The sequence below is a fragment of the Micromonospora haikouensis genome, assembly GCF_900091595.1.
Classification (GTDB): domain Bacteria; phylum Actinomycetota; class Actinomycetes; order Mycobacteriales; family Micromonosporaceae; genus Micromonospora; species Micromonospora haikouensis.
Window position 1 is genome coordinate 1 of sequence record NZ_FMCW01000045.1, and the last position, 18,462, is coordinate 18,462.

Consider the following 18,462-nt stretch of genomic DNA (forward strand, 5'->3'; position numbering starts at 1 on the left):
TACTGGGCAGCCTCCGAACTGCATCTACCCACCCTGGCCGACTCCGGCTACGAAGGCGCCGGCCAGGGCATCCACACCCCGTACAAGCAACCCGCCGACGGCCGTCGCCTCGCGGTCGACAACCGCGCCTACAACGCCGTCCTTCGATCGATGCGGTGCCTCGGAGAACGCGGCTTCGCCATCCTGACCGGCCGCTGGCGCACGCTACGCCACAGCACCGCCAGCCCACGCAGCCTCGGCGACATCGTCCGTGCCGCCCTCCACCTCACCCACTACGAACACCGATACCTACCGAATTCTTGTTGAGATCACGTCAATCTTCCCGGTGTCGTCCTCGTCCGTGACACGAAAGACCGCGACGGCGGCACGCTCGCCTTCAGCCCCGCCCAGTGGCAGGGCTTCGTCGGCCTGGCGAAGGCCGTCGGCCCCGTCGCCTGACCCGTCCCGCGCAAGCGCCCCGGCCCCGGCCCCGGCCGACGCTCGCGAGTTCAGAGATCTTGGTACGAAATGGCCCCTCTGGGGGCCGTTTCGCACCAAGATCTGCCCCGGTCTCCGCTCTGCGGCGTTGTGTGCGGGCTCGTGGCCGCCCGGGGACACGCGCTGTGCTTGTCCCCGCTCACACTGACACCGGCTCGAGGCGGCGGAGGCGGACTTCCGCGCACTACTCGTCGAGGATCTGCTCCCGGAGGATGTCGGCGTGCCCGCAGTGCTGGGCGAGTTCGCGCAGCACGTGCAGATAGACCCACCGCAGCGGCAGCGGGCCCCGCCGGTTGCCACGCAGGACGTCGTCCAGGTCCAGGGACGACGTCGCCCGGCGGGCCGCGTCGCAGGCTTCGCGGTGCGCCTGCTGGACGCTGGCGATCGTGTCACCGTCGTCGAGGAGGAACGAGTCCTCCGAGGCCGCGGGGAGGCCGAGCTCGACGCGCGGCCGGCACGTGATGGCCTCGTCGAACCAGACCCTCTCGACGAAGGTCGCGTGCTTCACCAGGCCCAGCAGCGTGGTCCGGGAGGGCACCAGCGATCGGCGCGCCTGTTCCTCCGTCAGCCCGTCCAGGCAGTGGTTGAGTGCTCTGCGGTGCTCGTCGATGAACGCCTCGAACTGGGCACGGGCCGGCTGTGCGATGACCTGGTCGGCGAAGGTGGGCGGCAGGGAAGGCATGGCCGAAGCATTCCAGATCGTCGCGGCCCCGGGCACGGTGCTGTGCCGCCGCGTACCGGCGCCTGGCCGAACGCGCCCGTCCTGGCAGCCGCCGTCAGGGGTGCCCTGCCTGCCGGCGACTTCGGTCGGGTAGCCGCGTGTCAACCACGGGACGGCGCTGATCCGCGAAGTAGGCGGCGCTTTCCGCATCCGCCGGATAGTAGGACTCGATCGCGATCTCGTCGATCGTGACGTCCATCGGCGGTGATGGTCGAGAACAGCCGCAGCTCCCGCCCGCCGACGCGCAGGATCATCGGAATCACGACGTCGGTGTCGATCCGTTGGCTCGACGCGTCCTCGGGTGCGGTTGCCAGCAGCTCGTCGTAGAGTGCGGTGAGCTCGGGGTCGGGGGCGACGGCGAGCTGGCGGGAGATCCGGGCACGGAACACCGCGCGCACGTCGGCCAGGTTGACGACCATGCGGGCGAACCCGCGCGGGTCCAGCCCCAGCCGCACCAGGTTGACCGGCGGTCGCAGCAGATCGGGAGCCACCTGCGCGAAGAACGGGTCGACGGCGCGGTTGGCCAGCACGATGTTCCACCACGTGGAGCTGGTCCGCGAGGCGGAGGATCATGCCGGCGCTCGGCTTGGACCTGCCCGTCTCGACGAGGCTGACGTGGCGAGCCGAGACGTCGGCGGCGATCGCGAGATCCAGTTGGCTCAGTCCCCGGCGTCGCCGCCACTGCCGCAGGAGATCCCCGACCGTGTGCACGATCGCCAAGCGTACGCGTCGTCGCGTCGGACGCCATGAAATCCGATTTCATCGACAACCGGAGCGACCACGGAAACACTGCGTCCATGACCACACGGAACAACAGTGCGCAGAACAAGAGCATCGTCCAGCGGGCGCTCGCCGGGCTGGTCGAGACGGGCGATGTCGACGCGCTCGCCCAGTTCCTGAGCGACGACTTCGTCCACCACAGACCGGGCTCCGTGAAGTCGACCAGGAGGGAATGGCTCGCCGCCGTCCGCGCCGCGCTGGTGCCGCTCGTCGGCATGCAGGTCGAGATTCATCAGGTGCTCGCCGACGGTGATCACGTCGTGGTGTACTCGCGGCGGTGGCTTCCCGATGCGGGGCCGGAGATCGCGGTCGTCGACATCTGGCGGATCGACGCCGGGCTGATCGCCGAGGGGTGGGAGATCATCGAGCCGACGGCCCAGGCCGCCGCCAATCTGGCGTGGTGGGAGCCCGCCCGGCGGTAGACGACGCACGGCGCGCCGCCGGACGGCGATCCGTCCGGCGGCCTCCGGGGTCAGCCGGCGGCGGCGAGCAGGGCAGCCTCCCGCTGCGGGTCCAGGCCCACCGGCGGGCGCGCCGGGCGGCCGGCGCGCGGCGGCACGCCACCGACCGCGCGCAGCCAGGCCCAGGTGTCGGCGACGGTCTCGGCCACCGGCCGGCAGGTCAGCCCCGTCGCGTGCGCCCGCTGCACGCCGCGCTCCTGCAACCAGCGGTACTCGTGCCCGAGGGGGACCCAGATCGGCAGGTCGTTCCACGGTTCCACCCCGGCGGCGAGGATCGTGTCCGGGTCGGTCCAGCGCAGCCGGGCGGCCGAGCCGGTGGCGGCGACGCAGGCGTCGAGCAGCTCACCCATCGTCGCGTGCCCGGTCCGCGACAGCACGTTGTACGCCCCGCCGTCGCCCGCCACGCCCCGGTCCAGCAGCCACGCCGCCAGGTCGCGGACGTCGACGTACTGCAGGGGCAGGTCGACGGGGCCGGGGGCGAGCACGTCGCCGCCCCGGGCGACCCGGTGCAGCCACCAGGGCAGCCGGCCGATGTCCTCCCCGGGGCCGAGGATCAGCCCGGCGCGAGCCAGCAGCGCCCGGTCGCCGAACACCGCCGCGGCGGCCCGTTCCCCGCCGGCCTTGAACTGCGCGTAGGAGCCGTCGACGGCGTCGGGCTCGGCGGCGACGGTGGGGGCGTCCTCGCCGACGCCGGGCGGAACCGGCCGGGCGTAGACGGAGCCGCTGGAGACGTACCCGAACCAGCCGGCCCGCTCGCGCAGGGCGCGGGCGGCGTCGCGGACCGCGCGGGGCGCGCCGTCCCAGGTGTCGACGACGAGGTCCCACTCGCCGTCGGCCAGCGCGGCGAGGCCGCCGGGCGCGTCCCGGTCCCCCCGCAACCGGTGTACGCCCGCCGGCAGCGCGCCGCTCACCCCCCGGTTGAACACCGTCACCGACCAGCCGCGGCGCACCGCCTCGGCTACCGTCGCCCCGCCCACGAAGCCCGTCCCGCCCAGCACCAGGAGTCTCATCGTCCCACCCTGCCCCGGGCGGCGGCCCGGCCGCGACGGGTGTTCACCCCCAGCGGATCTGCCGACAGCAGAACCCGGGCCGCCCTCCCCTACTCGCTCAGGGCGGCGAGGAGCTGCTCGCCGTAGCGGGCGAGCTTGGCCTCGCCGACGCCGTTGACCCGGGCCAGCTCGTCCAGCGTCGACGGCGGGTCGGCGGCGATCTGGCGCAGCGTGGCGTCGTGGAACACCACGTACGCGGGGACGCCCTGCTCCTTGGCGGTGGCCGCCCGCCAGGCGCGCAGCCGCTCGAACACGGGCTCGGCCCCGGCCGGCAGCTCGACGACGGCCGCCGCCCCGGGGCGGGTCTTCGCCGCCGACCGCGCCTTCGGCGGCCGGACGGTCTCGCGGCGCATCGGCACCTGCCGGCGGCGGCCCAGCACCTCGGCGCTGGCGTCGGTGAGCACGAGGGTGCCGTAGTCGCCCTCGACGGCGAGCAGGCCCTGGGCGAGCAGCTGCCGCACGACGCCCCGCCACTCGGCCTCGCTCAGCTCCTCGCCGATGCCGAACACCGACAGCGTGTCGTGGCGGTGCTGGACGACCTTCTCGGTGCGCCGGCCGAGCAGGATGTCGATGCACTGGCCGGCGCCGAACTTCTGGTTGCGTTCGCGGTGCAGCCGCAGCACGGTCGACAGCAGCTTCTGGGCGGCGATCGTGCCGTCCCACGACTCCGGCGGCTCCAGGCAGGTGTCGCAGTTGCCGCACGGCCCGCTGGCCTGCCCGAAGTAGCTGAGCAGCCGCACCCGCCGGCACTCGACGGTCTCGCAGAGGGCGAGCATGGCGTCGAGGTGGGCGGCGAGCACCCGCCGGTGCGCCGCGTCGCCCTCCGAGGAGTCGATCATCTTACGCTGCTGCACGACGTCCTGCAGCCCGTACGCCAGCCAGGCCGTCGACGGGAGGCCGTCGCGGCCGGCGCGGCCGGTCTCCTGGTAGTAGCCCTCCACGGAGCGGGGCAGGTCGAGGTGGGCGACGAACCGCACGTCGGGCTTGTCGATGCCCATGCCGAACGCGATGGTGGCGACCATGACCAGGCCGTCCTCGCGCAGGAATCGCTTCTGGTGGGCGGCGCGGGTGGCCGCGTCCAGCCCCGCGTGGTAGGGCAGCGCGGCGACGCCGTTGGCGACGAGAAACTCGGCGGTCTTGTCGACGGAGGCGCGGGACAGGCAGTAGACGATGCCGGCGTCGCCGGGGTGCTCGGCGCGGATCAGGTCGAGCAGTTGCTTGCGGGGCTCCCGCTTGGCCACGATCCGGTACTGGATGTTGGGCCGGTCGAAGCTGGCCACGAAGTGCCGGGCCGCCGTGAGGTCCAGCCGGGTGGCGATCTCCCTGGCGGTCTCGGCGGTGGCCGTGGCGGTCAGCGCGATGCGCGGCACGTCGGGCCAGCGCTCGTGCAGCATCGACAGCGCGAGATAGTCGGGGCGGAAGTCGTGACCCCACTGCGCCACGCAGTGCGCCTCGTCGATGGCGAACAGCGCGATGCGGCCCCGGTCGAGCAGCCGCAGCGTGCCCCCGCTGCCCAGGGCCTCGGGGGCGAGATAGAGCAGGTCCAGCTCACCGGCGACGAACTGAGCCTCGACGAGGCGGCGGGCGTCGGGGTCGAGGGTGGAGTTGAGGAAGCCGGCCCGCGCCCCGACGGCGGTGAGCGCGTCCACCTGGTCCTGCATGAGGGCGATCAGCGGGGAGACGACCACCGCGACGCCGTCGCGCACCAGCGCGGGGATCTGGTAGCACAGCGACTTGCCACCGCCGGTGGGCATGAGGACCAGGGCGTCGCCGCCGCCGACCACGTGGTCGATGATCTCCTGCTGCGCGCCCCGGAAGGCGTCGTAGCCGAAGACCCGCCGGAGCACGCCCAGCGGGGTCTCGACCACGGTGTCGGTGGGGGAGGTCATCGCCGGAGTCTACGAGACGTGGCCGACACTCCTCTCCCGACCCGGCGCCCCGCATTTCACCAGGAATGCCGACATCCAAATCTGTCCGCTCCCCGAAAGCCTATCCATTTCGCGCACAAAAATGCTCGCCAAATGACTTCGAATCACCCTTTCAGATAGACATGAAGCCATCGCCCGATGTTATGCATAAACGGTCGAGAAATGGCGATTCCCGAATTCTTGTCGCATTTTTCGGCACCTCTGGAAGAAACGCCCGGCGAGGATCGGCCGGCGGCCACAGCGCCGTGACCGCTGGCCCCGCCACGCTGCGCCCGCACCCAGTCCACCCAGGTCAGACGTCGGGCGCCGGCCGTCCCAGCAGGGCAGCCGGTCGCCCAGGTAGGAGCCTCCATGTCCCTGTCGCACCGCATCCGTCGGCTGGCCGCGCCCGCGGTCGCCCTGACGCTCGCGCTGACGGCCGCCTCCGGCGCGCCGGCCGCCGCCCGCGACCCGGTCCAGCAGGTACGGGCCGCGCCGGCCGCCGCAGCCCCGGCCGCGCAGCCCGTTGCCGGGCCGAAGCCGATCGTCGCCGCGCCGAAGCCGGTCAAGCCGGCCGCCCCGGCGCAACCCAAGGCCGCCAAGAAGGGCACCACCGCCGTGGTGACCTGGAAGGCCCCCAAGGACAACGGCAGCAGGATCACCGGGTACGTCGTCACGCCGTACCGCAACGGCGAGAAGGCGGAGCCGAGGACCTTCGACGCCGGCAAGACCAGCCGGAAGCTGACCCTGCCGAGCGCGAAGGGCACCTGGACGTTCACCGTCGCCGCGCGCAACGCCGCCGGCACCGGCCCGGCCAGCAGGCGCTCCGCCCCGCCCGGGTGCTCGCCCTGCCCAGCGCGCCGACCGTCCGCGCGGTCACCGCCGACGTGACCAACGCCGTGATCAGTTGGAGCCCACCGGCCTCCGACGGCGGCTCGCCGATCATCAACTACATCGTCTTCCCGTACGTCGGTGGGGTGAAGCAGCCGTCGCAGACCGTGGCGGCCACCCCGCTGACCGCCACCGTGGGCGGCCTCCTCGCCGGGGTCACCTACACCTTCACCGTCGCGGCGCTGACCGCGCAGGGGCTCGGGCCGGAGTCGACGCCGTCGCACCCGGTCATCCCCAACGAGTCGCCGTGGGTGTTCTGGACCGGCAACAACGCCGAGGTCGGCGTGGCCTACAGCCAGAACGTCGGCGTGTCCCGTGCGGTGGCCCCGTGGACGTTCTCCATCACCTTCGGCGCCCTGCCACCCGGGCTGACGATCAACCCGAACACCGGCACCATCGCCGGCATCCCCACCACGGCCGGCAGCTTCGCGTTCGTCGTGCGGGCGGTCGGCAGCACCGGCGAGATCGGCAGCCGGCTGATCATCATCACGGTCACCCCGGCCCCGAACATCGTCATCCCGGCCGTCCCGCTGGGCGAGGTCAACGCGCCGTACGCGCTGCGGCCGACGGTGGTCGGCGGGGTCGCCCCGTACAGTTGGGCGATCTCCGCCGGAGTCCTGCCGCCGGGCCTCACGCTGGACCCCACCACCGGCGCGATCACCGGCCGGCCCACCACGGCCATCATCTCCGCGGTCGACCTGCGGGTGACCGACGCGGCCGGGCTCACCGACACCCAACAGATCCGCATCACGATCCAGCCGCAGACCGTGGTCACGCTGACCGCGAGCGCCGCCGCGGTCAACTTCGACAGCCCGGTCACCTTCACCGCCACCCTCGGCCCCGGTGAGATCGAGGGCACGGTGACCATCTTCGACAAGCAGCGCACCGGCGTCACCGTCAACCTGGGCACCGAGCCCGTCTCGTTCAACCGGGCGAGCTTCACCCTGAAGCTGCCCGCGTTCGGCCTGAACCAGGTCTTCATGCAGTACGACTCCACCATCACCAACGGGGAGTCCCTCTCCAACACGGTGCCGGTGCAGGTCAACGGCGTGCCCGGGCAGTTGCTCATCGACCAGTTCCGGCAGTCCGGCCTGGCCAACACGCCCACCCAGTACGACCAGTACGTGGTGCTCTACAACAACACCTCGATCCCGATGCAGCTGCCCGGGATCACGGTGGAGGCCCCCGGCGTGTCCATCGTGATCCCCACCACCGCGACGACCATCGGCCCCCGGGTCGGCTACCTGATCGGGACGGCGAGATACAACGTCAGCTTCCCGACCATCCCGGCCGACCTGCTGGTGCCCACCCTCGGGCCGGTGCCGAACACCGGCGCGACGGGCCTGCGGCTGCGGGTGCCCGACGCCGCCAACACCATCACCGACGCGGCCGGCCGTATCCCCGGCTACTCCACCGGCACCCCGCTGCCCGCGTTCAGCAGCCCGCCGACGGTCCGCAACGCCTGGGTGCGGCTGCGGGTCAGCGGCACGCCGCAGGACACCTTCGACAACCGGGCCGACTTCCGGCTGGTCGCCACCAACCTCGGCCCGATCAACGGGGTCCAGTCGACCCTCGGGTCGCCGTCGCCGCTGCGCCAGTTCGGGCCGTTCGAGCAGAGCAACATCCTGCAGACCACCCTGGCCGACCCGACCAAGGCGTCCAACGAGGCCCCCAACCAGCAGGTCATCGACGCCACCCCGGCCAACCCGAAACGGCTGATCATCCGGCGGGCGGTCACCAACCGGGGCGTCACCCCGGCCACCCTGGTCCGGCTGCGCATCTCCACGCTCAGCCAGGTCAACGGCGCGCCCATCCCGGGCACTCCCACCCCGCCCAACCCGGCCGAGCTGCGGCTGGTCAACCCGACCGTGACGAGCGAGACGATCACCGTCGGCGGGCGCACGGTGACGGTCAACAACCTGAGCATGGACGCCCCGGCGGAGGACCCGCCCGGCGGCGGGCTCTCCACCACGCTCACCGCGCCGCTGCCGCTCGGCGGCCTGGCCCCCGGGCAGACCATCTACGTCTCCCTCTCCTTCGAGGTCGACAAGGGCGGCACGTTCTGGGTCGGCTGGGACGTCGAGGCCATCGGCGGCGGCCCCGTCACTCGGCCCGGCCTCGCGGCCACGGCGGCGGTCACCACCGCCAAGGAGAAGGCAGCCAAGAAGGCCGGCCAGCAGGCGGCGAAGAGCCGCAAGCTGACCAACGTGCGCGGCAGCATCCGCTGACCCGCTGACCGCCGGATCCGACGGGCGTCGGGTGGGGTCCCCTCCCACCCGACGCCCGTCCCCCACCGCCCACCGCCACCTGCGCCCCGCGACGAGGAAGACATGCCGGCACGAACCGCCTACGGGCTGCACATCCGGGGCCTCGACGGCGTCGCCGAACTGCCCGCCGCCGACGATCCGCCCCCGCCGGGCGGCACGCCGGTGACCGTGCGGCAACGGCACGCCCCGCCGCCCGACCCCGCGCCGCTGTGCGCCGACCGGCTCGTGCGGCCCCTCACCGACGGCCGTACCCTGGAACTCGACCGGCACGCCGGCACCGCCACCTTCTACGGCCCGCCGCTCGCGCCCGACGTGCTCGCCCACCCCTACCTCGCCCCGGTGGCCGTCGTGCTCAACCGCTGGGCCGGGCGGGAGACGTTCCACGCCGGGGCGGTTCGTGCACGCCGGCCGCGCCTGGGTCGTCCACGGCGGACGTACCGCCGGCAAGAGCACCCTGCTCGCGGCCCTCGCCACCCGGGGGGGTGCCGGTGCTGGCCGACGACATCGTGGTCGTCGACGGCGGCGACGTGCTCGCCGGCCCGCGCTGCGTCGACCTGCGCGAGCCGGTCCCCGGCCTCGACCTGCCCACCCGGGCGGTCCGCGACGCCACCCGGCTGCGCGTCACCCTCCCCGGCATCGCGCCCCGGCTGCCGCTGGGCGGCTGGCTCTTCCTGCGCTGGGGCGACGGTCCGGCGCTCACCCCCGTCGGCCCCGCCGACCTGCTGGCCCGGCTCGCCGCCCGGCGCTCCCTGCCCGAGCTGCCCTCCGACCCGGCGGCGCTGCTCGCGCTGGCCGGGTTGCCCGGCTACGACCTGACCCGGCCCCGCGACTGGGCCGCCCTCGACGCCACCCACCGGCTGCTCGACGCCGCCCTGTCCACGCCCGCCACGACCACTCCCGCCCCGCCCGCGCCCGCCACGACCACTCCCGCCCCGCCCGTCCCTGCCTCGACCACCGTTGCCCCGATCGCCTCCGCCTCGACCACCGCTGCGCTGATCGACACCGCCGCCACCACCCCCGCCGGAGCCGGGCGATGACCGCGCCCGCCCTGGCGCTGCGCTGCCTCGCCCTCGACGCCGCCGCCGTGGCCGCCGCCGACCTGCTGCGCCGCGCCGGCACCGACAGCGTGCTGATCAAGGGTGCCGGCCTGGCCCGCCGGCTCCGAGCCGACCGGGTCTACGGCGACGTGGACCTGCTGGTCGCGCCCGCCGCGTTCGACGCCGCCCAGGCCGCCCTCGCCGCCGCCGGCTACCGGCCGAGGATCGCCGAGGAGCGGGCCGCCGAGTGGGGGCACTGGCACGAGCGGACGTGGGCCGTCCCCGGCCCGCTGGCGCTCACCGTCGACCTGCACCGGGGCTTCGCCGGGGTCGGCGACGCCCACGAGCTGTGGCGGGCCGTCCGGGCCGGCGCGGAACCGATGCCGCTGGCCGGCGGCACCGTGCTCGTCCCCGACGTGGCGGGCTGCGCCCTGCTGGCCGCCCTGCACGCCGCCAGCCCCGGCGGCTTCACCAAGCCCGCCGACGACCTCGCCCGCGCCCTCGCCGTGCTGCCCGCCGACGCGTGGGCCGACGCCGCCGGCCTCGCCGCCCGGTGCACGGCCGTGCCCGCCTTCGCCGTGGGCCTGCGTCAGGTGCCGGCCGGCCGGGGCCTCGCCGCCCGCCTCGGCCTGCCCGAGCAGTGCCCGCCCGCCCGCTGGCTCACCGCGCACCGGGCCACCCCGGCCGCGGTCGCCGTGGCCCGCCTCGCCGAGCTGTCCGACCCGCACCAGCGACTACGTGGCCTCGCGCGCCTGCTGCTGCCCTGCCCCACCTACCTGCGCCAGACCGACCCGCGCGCCGGCGGTGGGCCGGGCGCGCTGGCGCTGGCGTTCGTGCGGCGCTACCTCCGCAACGCCCGCGCCCTGCCCCGGGCGCTGCGCGACCTGCACGCCGCACGGAGGCAGCACCGTGCCTGACCCCGTACGCGCGCTGCCGGCCCTGGCCCGGGTGGCCCGCCGGCACGGGCCGGCCGGCGTCGCCCTGGTGGCCTGGACGGTGCTCGCCTACCGGCGGGTGCGTCGTCAGCTCGCCCGGGGAGGCTTGGACGCGGTGTGCCTGCCCGCTCCCCCGCCCGGCGGCACCGACGCCCTCGTCCGGCGCGCGCTGCGCCGGGCCGACGGCAACTGCCTCGAGAGCGCCCTGGTGCTGCAACGCTGGTACGCCCGCGGGCGGGTCTGCCGGACCGTGGTGATCGGGGTGAGCGCCCCCGGCGACGACTTCCACGCCCACGCCTGGCTGGACGGCGACGACGACCCGCACCGGCACGAGCTGGCAGAGCTCCTGCGCCGCCCCGCCCCCGCCGCCTGGCTGCCCTGAGTCGCCGTCCCGGCCCCTGCGCCGCGAGGGGTCCGGCGGAACGGTGCGCCGGTCCCGGCGGGATGATCAGAGGCGGTCGAGCAGGTCGGCGGCCTCCAGGTCGGCCAGGAACGCCCGCACGTCGGCGGCGACCCGCCCCGGCTCCACGGGGACGTGCTCGGCCAGGACGGCGGCCAGCTCAGCGGCGGTCGCCCCCGCGACCAGATACGGCCAGAGCAGCGCGGCCGACGAGTCCAGGCCGAAGTAGACGGACTGCCGCACGTCCAGCAGCACCGCCTCGTCCCCGGCCGCCCGCCAGGCCACCCGCTCGGGCCGGACCCGGTACACGGTCGCTGCGTCGGTGTTCATCTGGGTGCCTCCACGGTCGGCTGCTGCGGGACGACGAACGGGGGATGCGGGGGCGGGCGGGTGGCCAGCCAGGCCTGCTGCACCAGCGCGGCGGTGCGCGAGCTGACCGGCCAGCCCGACCATTCCCGGCGCAACGCGTCGACGTCCACCAGCGACCCGTCGACGCCCGAGCCGTCCCATTCGCGGACGAACTCGCGGGTCGCCGCCCGGAAGAACACCTCGTCGAAGGTGGCCTTGTCGCGTCGGGCGAGGATCAGCGGCGGCAGGCCCGTGTCGGGTATCGACGCGAGCAGTTCCCGGCGCGACGGGCAGCGCAGCCGGCCCCGGTGCGCGGCCAGGGCGGCGGCGAACCCGTCATCCAGCAGCGGCGGTACCGCCAGCACATCGTGGTCGGCGGCGACGGCGGCCAGGCTCGCCCGGGTCAGGGTCAGATCGCGGCGGCGCAGGTCCAGGCCACCCGCCCGGCCAGCCGGCGCGGTTCGGCGCGCTGCTCGGCGCGGAACGCGCGGCGCACCTGCCGGGCCACCTCCGGACGCAGCCACGGGAACGGGTCCGGCTCCCGGCGCGGCCACGGCAGCAGGCCCCCCTCGGTGCCGCGCAGGCGGGCCCACAGCCGACCGAGCCGCACCCGCAGCGTACGGGGGCGGCGACGCCAACCGGCCAGGACCTGATCGCCGCCGACCCCGGTGAGCAGCGCGCCACCCCGGGCCAGCTCGACGATCGGCAGGTGCAGGTGCCGGTTCGGCGGGTGCACCTGCCCGTACCGGGCCAGCAGCCGGCCGGCGACCGGCCCCACCAGGTCGAGGTCGTCGCCCGCCTGCAGGATCTGCCAGCCGTCGCCGAGGCCCAGCTCGGCGATCACCCGGTCCTGCCAGTCCGACTCCTCGGCCCGCGGCGCACCGGTGAAGCGCCAGGTCACCGGCACCGGGTCGGGCAGCCCCTCGCGCCGGGCGACCCGGGCGGCGACGGCCAGCACCAGCGAGGAGTCCACCCCGCCGGAGAAGCTCACCAGGCACGGCGGCCGGCACACCGCCGGCAGCACCGCCCGCTCCAGCGCAACCAGCGGGGCCGGCTCCGGGCCCGGCCGGTCGGCCGGTCGGCCGGTGGCGGCGCGGCCGGGTCCAAACCCAGCACGATGCCGCAGGCCACGTCGCGGGCGGTGGGCCGGGGCAGGACGACGTCAGTCACGGGTGAGCACCCCCCTGCGCCGGGCGAGCCACAGCGCGCGGTCGAAGACCCAGGCGGACAACGGCAGCAGTACGGCGGCGACGCCGGCCAGCACCAGCGCCGGGGCGGCCCAGTCGCCGCCGGTCGACGCGTGCCGCAGCCCGTCCAGCGCGACGCGGGTGGGCAGGGCCGCGCTCACCGGACGGAGCACCTCGGGCAGCGCCGAGGCGGGAAAGTACGTGCCGGACAGGAACGACAGGGCCACCACCAGCAGCCGGGCCACCGGGTCGCCGTGCCCGACCGCCACCGTGAGGCCCATCAGCGCGACCCCGAACGGCAGCGTGCACAGCGCGCCCAGCACCAGCAGCACGACCACCCCCGGCCAGTGCCCGCCATCGACCCGCAGGCCGAGGAACGCGGCGAGCAGCACCAGATAGATCCCGGCGCGCACCAGGGCGAAAACGAACGGGTAACCGGCCAGCCCGAGCGCGAGCGCCCAGCCCGGCACCGGCTGGGCGACCAGCGCCTCCAGCGTGCCGCCCCGCTGCTCACCGGCGAGCCGGGAGACGACCTGGACGGTGGCGGCCTGGAGCACCAGCAGGAAGACGATGCCCACCGCGACGAAGTCGAAGTAGCTCGCCGAGCGGGCGAAGTCGACGTGCGCGGCCGGCGTGAGCACCCGGGAGACGAAGAGGAAGACCAGCAGGTTCAGCATCCCGAACGCCAGGTCCAGCAGGAACGGCGGGCCGAGGCCGCGCCGCTCCCCGAGGTCCCGGCGCAGCAGCGCGAGGACCGCCCGCCCGCCGGCCAGCCACGGCGACGGCGGCCGGCCGGCACCGATCCCGGGTACGGCCTCGGTCCCCGCCGGCGCGGGGCGCAGGTCGCTGCTCATCGCGCACCGGCAGGCCCAGCACCCGGTCGCAGCGCCCCCGGTCCTCGCTCAGGTGGGAGGCGAGCACGCAGGTCAGGCCCGGGCGGCGGTCCAGCGCGGCCCAGAGCAGCTCCCGCGCCCCGGTGTCCAGCGAGCGGCCCGGCTCGTCGAGCAGCACCACGGGGGGCTCGCCGAGCAGCGCGCGGGCGACGCTGACCCGGGCACGCATCCCCGCCGAGCAGCGGTGCGCGGGCACATGGGCGTACGCGGTGATGCCGAACCCCTCCTCCAGGCGGGCGACCGCGCCGGCGGCCTGCCGCGCCGGCAGCCGCATCCGGGCGGCCAGCATCAGGTTGTCGTGCCCGGAGAGACTGCCGTAGAGGCACTGCTCCGGGGCGAGGGCGACGCCGACCAGCCGACGGGCCGCCGGTGAACCGACCGGCTCGCCGAAGACCAGCGCGCGACCGCTGCTGAGCGTGAGCGTGCCGGCGAGGCACCGCAGGAGCGTGGTCTTGCCGGACCCGTTGCCTCCGGTCAGCAGCAGCCGCGCCCCGGGCCGGATCTCAAGGTCGACGCCCGAGAAGACGGTGCGTCGCCCGAAGGCACGACCGGCACCGACAAGTCGCAGCACGGCGAGCCGGGCCGGTCGACGGACGTCAGATCGAGCCCAGGACGCCGGACTGGCCGTCGGCGTCGGTGACGCCGGGGAACCCGCCCTGGGTCAGCTCGGCGAGGGTGCCCAGGCGGCGCAGCCGAGGCGGCTGGTAGCCGCGCGGAGCCCGGCCAGCGGCGGGCGAAACGGATGGCTTCTTCATGGATAGCCCCTTACAGTGCGGAATCGGACTATCCGCACAGTAAACACAAAACCGCGCCACGATGGCTAATTGCAGACAAGCCGCCGCGTTTCGCGACGGGAGAAGTGCTCGGAGATGGTGGGCGATACTGGGTTTGAACCAGTGACCTCTTCCGTGTCAAGGAAGCGCGCTCCCACTGCGCCAATCGCCCGCGCTCGCCGGCCCGGCGTGAGAAGCCGACCCCGGCTGCGGTCGGCCCCACGGGGCGGATCGCGAGCGGACGACGGGATTCGAACCCGCGACCCTCACCTTGGCAAGGTGATGCGCTACCAGCTGCGCTACGTCCGCGTGCCCCCGGCGGTGGCCGGCGACGGGGTGAACTGTACCCGATAGCAAGATCGCGGAACAAACTCCCCTCGGGTGCCCCGGCGCGCGCCGCCGATTACCCAGGTCACCGACGGGGTACTTGTCCACCTCGACAGCACACTGCATCCCCCGAAGGAGGCTGTCGTGGGTATCGGTACGAGCATCTTCCTGATCGCGGTCGGCGCGATCCTCACGTTCGCGATGGACGCCACCGTCGGCGGCGTCGACCTCGACGTCGTCGGCTGGATCCTGATGGCCGCCGGCGCGCTCGGCCTCGTCATGACCACCCTGGTCTGGGGCCGCCGCCGCGAGGTGGTCACCACCACCGAGCCGGTCGAGTACCGCCGCGTCGAGGAACGCCGGGACGTCGCCCCGCCCCTGTAGGCGCCCCGTCGTCGAGATCCTGACCCTCGGCGCGGCCCCCTGGACGGCGAAACGGCCCGGCACCTGTGTGGTGCCGGGCCGTTACCCGTGGTGGGCGATACTGGGTTTGAACCAGTGACCTCTTCCGTGTCAAGGAAGCGCGCTCCCACTGCGCCAATCGCCCTCGTCAACTGCCGAGGTGGAGACGGGATTTGAACCCGTGTACACGGCTTTGCAGGCCGTTGCCTCGCCTCTCGGCCACTCCACCGAGGTTGCCCCCGACATGCGTGGCGGCAGATCCGAGCGGACGACGGGATTCGAACCCGCGACCCTCACCTTGGCAAGGTGATGCGCTACCAGCTGCGCTACGTCCGCACGCCCCCGGCGTTTCCCGGTGACGGATGAGAACTTTAGCCGAGCCCGCGAGCGGTTGCCAAATCGGGGTGCCGCCGGGCGCGTCCGCCCAGGCCGCCGCCCCGCCCGACCCGCCCGGTTGCCCGATCCCCTCGCCCGACCCGGCGAGGGGTGAACGCGCCGCCATGTCGGCGACATGGGGCCTTCCCGGCACGGGGTTACCGCCATGTCGGCGACATGGCGACGCGCTCGCGGCATGACGGCGCGCGCGTGGCATGACGGCGGGCTGCGCCACACCCCGCAGGCTTCCTAGGAGACTGGACAGGACGCCCCACGACAGGAGCGGACATGGCCGACAAGGGCGAGGAAAGTGTCCTACTTCCGACTCGGGGGATCGAATCCGCCGGGGCGGTCACTGTTTGTGCACGAACGGATAGGTTACGGTAGCGACGTGACGAGACGTGCCGCCGAGATCCGCCTGGATGCCCTCTTGCGCACGGCCTGTGACGTGATCGCGGAACGGGGCTTGGCCAACACCCGCACGGCCGACGTGGCCCAGGCGGCAGGGGTCAGCCAGGCGCTGGTCTTCTACCACTTCGCCACCAAGGAGCGACTCCTCTCCCAGGCCTTCGCCTATGCGGCGGAGCAGGATCTCGCCCGGCTCGACGCCGTGGTCCGGTCCGCCGCCTCGCCCCTGGTCAAGCTCCGGCGGATGCTCAAGCTCTACGCCCCGACCGGCCGACCGACCTCGTGGTCCATGTGGATCGACGGGTGGTCGGAGTCGCTGCGCGTCCCGGAGCTGGAGAAGGTGTCCCGCCGGCTCGACCTGCGCTGGCGGGAGGATCTCGCCGCGGTGATCGCCGACGGGGTGCGCGAGGGCGTGTTCGAGTGCGCCGACCCGGCGGGCGCGGCGTGGCGGATCAACGCCATGATGGACGGGCTCGCCGTGCAGTTCGCCGTGCACGACCGGGTGATCTCGCGCCGCCAGTTCGCCGAGTGGATCCGCCTGGCCGCCGCCCGCGAGCTCGGCCTGGAGCCGGCCCAGCTCGACTGGTCCGCCCCCGCGCAGGACCGCTCCCGCCGGGCCGCGCAGCCCCAACCCCAGCCCGACGCCGTGAGCTGACCGGCCCGGCGCAGGCCGACACCACGACCCGGATCAGCCGGCCAGCCGGCGCAGGCGGGCCCGCGCCGGCGGGTGGACGTTGGCCAGCTCCAGGTCCCCGCCGTAGTGGGCGAGCACCCGGTGGTCCATCACCCGCCGCCACACGGGCGGCACGAGGGCGGCCACGACCATCGTGGCGTACCCGGCGGGCAGTTGTGGCGAGCAGTCGAAGCTGCGCAGCGTCTGGTAGCGGCGCAGCGGGTTGGCGTGGTGGTCGCTGTGCCGCTGGAGCTGGAACAGGAAGACGTTGGTGACGGTCCGGTCGCTGTTCCAGCTGTGCCGCGCGTCCACCTTCTCGTAGCGGCCGGCGGGGTTGCGCCGCCGGGCCAGCCCGTAGTGCTCCAGGTAGTTGACCACCTCCAGCAGGGAGAAGCCGAACACGGCCTGGAGCAGCAGGAACGGGAGCACCTGCGGCCCGTACGCGGCGGTCAGGGCGGCGAACAGCACCAGCGTCATGGCCCACGCGGTGAGGATCTCGTTGCGGTACGTCCACGGGCTGCGCCCCCGGACGCGGAACCGGCCCGCCTCCAGCCGCCACGCCGAGCGCAGGCTGCCGGCGACGGTGCGCGGCCAGAAGGCGTAGAAGCTCTCGCCGAGCCGGGAGCTGGCCGGGTCGGCCGGGGTGGCGACCCGGACGTGGTGGCCCCGGTTGTGCTCGACGTGGAAGTGCCCGTAGCCGGTCGGCGCGAGGGCCACCTTCGACAGCCAGCGTTCCAGCTTCTCCCGCTTGTGCCCCAGCTCGTGGGCCGTGTTGATGGCGATGCCGTCGACCACGGCGAGGGTGGCGACCAGCCCGGCCGCGCCGAGCGGGCGCAGCCCGCCCGAGGCCCACACGGCGCAGCCGAGCACCAGGCCGGCGTACTGGGCGGGCAGGTAGAGGTAGGTCAGCCAGCGGTAGTAGCCGTCGCGGGCCAGGCGCGGCACCGCCTCCTCCGGCGGGTTGCGCCGGTCGTCGCCGACGAGCAGGTCGACGACCGGGATCACCCCGAAGACCACCACCGGCGCGAGCCACCACGCCCACGAGCCGGCGCCGCCCCGCCAGGCCAGCCACGAGGCGAAGGGCAGCGCCGGCACCAGCAGGGCGAGCGGCCAGAGCGGCCGGCGCGGGTCGCGCCAGGCGGCGGGCGGTGCGGTCGCGGGCGCGCCAGCGGTCATCGCCGGTCTCCGATCTCTCGGGTACGCCCTGACTGTGGCACGCGTCACGGCGTTATACAAGAGTCGAAGTTTTGTAAAGCGAAGCGGCGAAGCCGCGTCAGCGGCGGAGCAGCCCCCACCCCCGTTGCGGCGGGGCGGCCCGCTCGAAGTCCAGCCCGACGGCCGGCTCGGCGGCCTCGGCCGTCTTCGTCAGCTGCCGCAGGCGCAGCAGCAGCCCCACCCCGAGCGACAGCAGCAGCGCGCCGAGCAGGAACGCCGCCTGCACCACCCCGAAGCCGCCCGACGACGACACGGGACGCCCGCCCGACGCGGCCGGCGGCACCTCGGCCACCACCTCCTCGCTCGGCTCGACCTCGTCGTCCACCCCGGCCGGCTCCAGCGGCTCGTCCGTCGGGTCCGCCGACGGCTCGTCCGTCGGCGCCGCGGTCGGGGTCGCCTCGACCTCCGTCCCGATCACCTCCCGGGTCGCCGCCTGCCGCGCCAGCAGCCGCGACTGCGCGTCGTACGCCTCGGCGGCCAGCGTCACCCGGCCCCGGCTGACGTCCTCGGCGAAGGCCACCCGGTAGCGGGCGGTCACCGTGCGGCCCGGGCAGAGCGTGCCCGGGTCGAGCTGCCGGTCGGTCAGCCGGGCCGTGCTGCCCTGCGTCCGGATCTCCAGGGGGAACAGCCCGGTCTCCTCGATCCGGTCCATCTTCACCTGGTCCAGCCGCAGCCCCTGCACGGTGAGCACCATCGACCAGCGGACCTTCACGCAACCGCCGTCGCGGCGCGACACCACCGCCGAGACCGTCTGCACCCCGTCGCCCGCCGTGAACTCCGTCGGCAGGCCGCTCAGCTCGGTGGCGAACCCGGCCGCCGCCGCCCGAGCCGGCGCGGCGACGCCGACCCCCGCTCCGGACAGGCAGGCCAGCACCACCCCGACCCTTAGCGCGTACCGCACCACCGTCACCACCGCCCTCGCCTCCCGTCGGATCC

20 protein-coding genes, 5 tRNA genes and 3 pseudogenes are annotated in these 18,462 nt (G+C 74.3%); 10 read left to right on the top strand and 18 right to left on the bottom strand.

Going from position 1 to position 18,462, the window contains the following annotated elements:
• Together GA0070558_RS29975 and GA0070558_RS29980 are read left to right on the top strand one after the other, a co-directional pair.
• The coding region (locus GA0070558_RS29975) for a transposase family protein (RefSeq protein ID WP_141722367.1) at nucleotides 1–306 on the top strand (306 nt) is incomplete at its 5' end.
• A gap of 9 nt (nucleotides 307–315) precedes the next feature.
• Nucleotides 316–438 (top strand): annotated as a pseudogene (locus tag GA0070558_RS29980) (DUF397 domain-containing protein); the annotation flags it as partial.
• Nucleotides 439–661: 223 nt separating this feature from the next.
• On the opposite strand, the gene GA0070558_RS29985 reads toward GA0070558_RS29980, so the two are convergent.
• The 3 genes and pseudogenes from GA0070558_RS29985 to GA0070558_RS34720 all read right to left on the bottom strand — a co-directional run.
• A complete protein-coding gene (locus GA0070558_RS29985) occupies nucleotides 662–1,159 on the bottom strand; it encodes a DinB family protein (protein ID WP_091286127.1) in 498 nt (165 codons plus the stop codon).
• Between the two features lie 140 nt (nucleotides 1,160–1,299).
• Entirely contained in the window at nucleotides 1,300–1,728 is a 429-nt protein-coding gene (locus GA0070558_RS29990) for an MmyB family transcriptional regulator (RefSeq protein WP_256092211.1), read from the bottom strand.
• Between the two features lie 70 nt (nucleotides 1,729–1,798).
• A pseudogene (locus tag GA0070558_RS34720) lies at nucleotides 1,799–1,909 on the bottom strand (helix-turn-helix domain-containing protein); the annotation flags it as partial.
• A gap of 86 nt (nucleotides 1,910–1,995) precedes the next feature.
• Between GA0070558_RS34720 and GA0070558_RS29995 the strand changes: the two are divergent.
• On the top strand, nucleotides 1,996–2,400 hold the full coding sequence (locus GA0070558_RS29995; protein WP_256092212.1) for a nuclear transport factor 2 family protein: 405 nt from the start codon (nucleotides 1,996–1,998) through the stop codon (nucleotides 2,398–2,400).
• A gap of 50 nt (nucleotides 2,401–2,450) precedes the next feature.
• Here the strand turns inward: GA0070558_RS29995 and GA0070558_RS30000 are convergent, their stop codons facing one another.
• Both GA0070558_RS30000 and recQ read right to left on the bottom strand, forming a co-directional pair.
• Complete coding sequence (locus GA0070558_RS30000; RefSeq protein WP_091286133.1) at nucleotides 2,451–3,449, bottom strand: NAD-dependent epimerase/dehydratase family protein; 999 nt, start codon at nucleotides 3,447–3,449, stop codon at nucleotides 2,451–2,453.
• An 89-nt stretch (nucleotides 3,450–3,538) separates the two neighbouring features.
• Nucleotides 3,539–5,377, bottom strand: a complete 1,839-nt coding sequence (gene recQ / locus GA0070558_RS30005; RefSeq protein WP_091286135.1) for a DNA helicase RecQ — start codon at nucleotides 5,375–5,377, stop codon at nucleotides 3,539–3,541.
• Nucleotides 5,378–5,767: 390 nt separating this feature from the next.
• On the opposite strand from recQ, the gene GA0070558_RS33685 reads away from it, so the two are divergent.
• From GA0070558_RS33685 to GA0070558_RS30025, 5 genes are all read left to right on the top strand, one after another.
• Nucleotides 5,768–6,286 (top strand): fibronectin type III domain-containing protein, encoded by a 519-nt coding sequence (locus GA0070558_RS33685; protein WP_176734441.1) that lies wholly within the window; start codon nucleotides 5,768–5,770, stop codon nucleotides 6,284–6,286.
• On the top strand, nucleotides 6,235–8,514 hold the full coding sequence (locus GA0070558_RS30010; protein ID WP_176734442.1) for a putative Ig domain-containing protein: 2,280 nt from the start codon (nucleotides 6,235–6,237) through the stop codon (nucleotides 8,512–8,514). Before GA0070558_RS33685 ends, GA0070558_RS30010 begins: the two co-directional genes overlap by 52 nt.
• 527 nt (nucleotides 8,515–9,041) lie before the next feature.
• Nucleotides 9,042–9,590 (top strand): hypothetical protein, encoded by a 549-nt coding sequence (locus GA0070558_RS30015; protein WP_141722368.1) that lies wholly within the window; start codon nucleotides 9,042–9,044, stop codon nucleotides 9,588–9,590.
• Nucleotides 9,587–10,507, top strand: coding sequence for a nucleotidyltransferase family protein (locus GA0070558_RS30020; protein WP_091286144.1), 921 nt, complete (start codon nucleotides 9,587–9,589; stop codon nucleotides 10,505–10,507). Before GA0070558_RS30015 ends, GA0070558_RS30020 begins: the two co-directional genes overlap by 4 nt.
• The gene (locus GA0070558_RS30025; RefSeq protein ID WP_141722369.1) at nucleotides 10,500–10,907 is read left to right on the top strand and encodes a lasso peptide biosynthesis B2 protein; all 408 of its coding nucleotides are present in this window, start codon (nucleotides 10,500–10,502) and stop codon (nucleotides 10,905–10,907) included. The genes GA0070558_RS30020 and GA0070558_RS30025 overlap by 8 nt, the downstream gene beginning before the upstream one ends.
• Nucleotides 10,908–10,973: 66 nt before the next feature.
• Here the strand turns inward: GA0070558_RS30025 and GA0070558_RS33690 are convergent, their stop codons facing one another.
• From GA0070558_RS33690 to GA0070558_RS30055, 8 genes and pseudogenes are all read right to left on the bottom strand, one after another.
• The gene (locus GA0070558_RS33690) at nucleotides 10,974–11,255 is read right to left on the bottom strand and encodes a PqqD family protein (RefSeq protein ID WP_176734443.1); all 282 of its coding nucleotides are present in this window, start codon (nucleotides 11,253–11,255) and stop codon (nucleotides 10,974–10,976) included.
• Complete coding sequence (locus tag GA0070558_RS33695; protein WP_176734444.1) at nucleotides 11,252–11,638, bottom strand: hypothetical protein; 387 nt, start codon at nucleotides 11,636–11,638, stop codon at nucleotides 11,252–11,254. The genes GA0070558_RS33690 and GA0070558_RS33695 overlap by 4 nt, the downstream gene beginning before the upstream one ends.
• Nucleotides 11,639–11,682: 44 nt before the next feature.
• The gene (locus GA0070558_RS30035; protein WP_176734445.1) at nucleotides 11,683–12,297 is read right to left on the bottom strand and encodes an asparagine synthase-related protein; all 615 of its coding nucleotides are present in this window, start codon (nucleotides 12,295–12,297) and stop codon (nucleotides 11,683–11,685) included.
• A 138-nt stretch (nucleotides 12,298–12,435) separates the two neighbouring features.
• Entirely contained in the window at nucleotides 12,436–13,314 is an 879-nt protein-coding gene (locus tag GA0070558_RS34725) for an ABC transporter permease (protein WP_091286154.1), read from the bottom strand.
• A gap of 151 nt (nucleotides 13,315–13,465) precedes the next feature.
• Nucleotides 13,466–13,924 (bottom strand): annotated as a pseudogene (locus GA0070558_RS35085) (ABC transporter ATP-binding protein); the annotation flags it as partial.
• A 25-nt stretch (nucleotides 13,925–13,949) separates the two neighbouring features.
• Nucleotides 13,950–14,108, bottom strand: a complete 159-nt coding sequence (locus GA0070558_RS33095) for a lasso RiPP family leader peptide-containing protein (protein WP_141722371.1) — start codon at nucleotides 14,106–14,108, stop codon at nucleotides 13,950–13,952.
• A gap of 115 nt (nucleotides 14,109–14,223) precedes the next feature.
• A tRNA-Val gene (locus GA0070558_RS30050) sits at nucleotides 14,224–14,298 on the bottom strand.
• 64 nt (nucleotides 14,299–14,362) lie between these two features.
• Nucleotides 14,363–14,435: transfer RNA gene (locus GA0070558_RS30055), tRNA-Gly, on the bottom strand.
• Between the two features lie 162 nt (nucleotides 14,436–14,597).
• Between GA0070558_RS30055 and GA0070558_RS30060 the strand changes: the two genes are divergently transcribed.
• Nucleotides 14,598–14,837, top strand: coding sequence for a DUF6458 family protein (locus GA0070558_RS30060; RefSeq protein ID WP_043962588.1), 240 nt, complete (start codon nucleotides 14,598–14,600; stop codon nucleotides 14,835–14,837).
• Nucleotides 14,838–14,925: 88 nt separating this feature from the next.
• On the opposite strand, the gene GA0070558_RS30065 is transcribed toward GA0070558_RS30060, so the two are convergent.
• From GA0070558_RS30065 to GA0070558_RS30075, 3 genes are all read right to left on the bottom strand, one after another.
• Nucleotides 14,926–15,000 (bottom strand) — tRNA-Val (locus GA0070558_RS30065).
• A 13-nt stretch (nucleotides 15,001–15,013) separates the two neighbouring features.
• Nucleotides 15,014–15,084: transfer RNA gene (locus GA0070558_RS30070), tRNA-Cys, on the bottom strand.
• 34 nt (nucleotides 15,085–15,118) lie between these two features.
• A tRNA-Gly gene (locus GA0070558_RS30075) sits at nucleotides 15,119–15,191 on the bottom strand.
• A gap of 430 nt (nucleotides 15,192–15,621) precedes the next feature.
• Between GA0070558_RS30075 and GA0070558_RS30080 the strand changes: the two genes are divergently transcribed.
• Nucleotides 15,622–16,293 carry a TetR/AcrR family transcriptional regulator gene (locus GA0070558_RS30080; RefSeq protein ID WP_091286157.1) on the top strand — a complete coding sequence of 224 codons (672 nt, stop codon included), beginning with the start codon at nucleotides 15,622–15,624 and terminating at the stop codon, nucleotides 16,291–16,293.
• Between the two features lie 33 nt (nucleotides 16,294–16,326).
• On the opposite strand, the gene GA0070558_RS30085 is transcribed toward GA0070558_RS30080, so the two are convergent.
• A complete protein-coding gene (locus tag GA0070558_RS30085) occupies nucleotides 16,327–17,487 on the bottom strand; it encodes an alkane 1-monooxygenase (protein ID WP_077936851.1) in 1,161 nt (386 codons plus the stop codon).
• 97 nt (nucleotides 17,488–17,584) lie between these two features.
• Entirely contained in the window at nucleotides 17,585–18,439 is an 855-nt protein-coding gene (locus tag GA0070558_RS30090; RefSeq protein ID WP_256092213.1) for a hypothetical protein, read from the bottom strand.
• Nucleotides 18,440–18,462: the final 23 nt, after the last annotated feature.